The organism is Rhizobium sp. AQ_MP (assembly GCF_014237835.1).
In the GTDB taxonomy this organism is placed as follows: domain Bacteria; phylum Pseudomonadota; class Alphaproteobacteria; order Rhizobiales; family Rhizobiaceae; genus Allorhizobium.
The window spans coordinates 1-833 of sequence record NZ_JACJVI010000055.1 but is presented as its reverse complement, the minus strand read 5'-3'; the positions used below and the strand labels follow the sequence as shown (position 1 = coordinate 833).

1 pseudogene is annotated in these 833 nt (G+C 60.9%); it reads right to left on the bottom strand.

Annotation, left to right across the window (positions count from 1 at the left end):
* Positions 1–833 (bottom strand): annotated as a pseudogene (locus tag H6M51_RS24185) (IS3 family transposase); the annotation flags it as partial.

Genomic DNA, 833 nt, shown 5'->3' with positions numbered 1-833 from the left:
GAGCCGGAGATGCCCGCGTTGGCGACCGCCGTCCAGGCGATGATCTCGCGGTCGAAGGCGTCGATGATGAAGGCGAGACGAATGACCTCGCCATTCCAGCAGGTGAACTCCAGCCCGTCCGAGCACCAGCGCATGTTCGAGCGCATGACCATCACCTTGCCGTCATGGAGGCGGCCCTTGCGAACGGCGGTGTGCTTCTCCAGCAGCATGGCGTGGTTGCCCATGATGCGATGAACCCGTTTGGCGTTGACGACAGGCTTATCGGCGGCTCGCCTCTCGCGATTGAGGAGCGCGGCGATCCGCCGATAGCCATAGGTTGGCCTTTGATCCACCAGCCTGCGGATGATCGGCAGCAACTCTGCATCCTCGGCCTTGTGATAGGAGCGACGCGGCTTCGATCTGCCTTTCAGCCGCTCGATCAGGTTGGAACGGGATACGCCCAGCGTGTCGGCGACTGATTTCATCGGGAACCGTCCTTCGGCAACAAGATCGGCCGCGATATCCGTTTTTTTGAGTCTGCTTTGGACAAGGCTTCGCGGAGAATTTCGACCTCCATCGTCTTGCGGCCAAGCATGCGCTCCAGCTCGCGGACACGATCCTCCAGCTTCTTCACTTCCGAATTGCCGACAACCGGCTCGTCCGAATCCACGGCTGCAGCACCTCCCTCACTCAAGAGCCTGCGCCAGCGGTAAAGCAGATTGGGCGCGACGCCATGGCGGCGAGCGGCCGAAGACACCGTCTCGCCTGGTTCGAAACTCTGCTCGATGATTGTCAGCTTCTGCTCGGTTGTCCACCGTCTACGGCGGACATCACCCGTCAGCAATTCAACATGT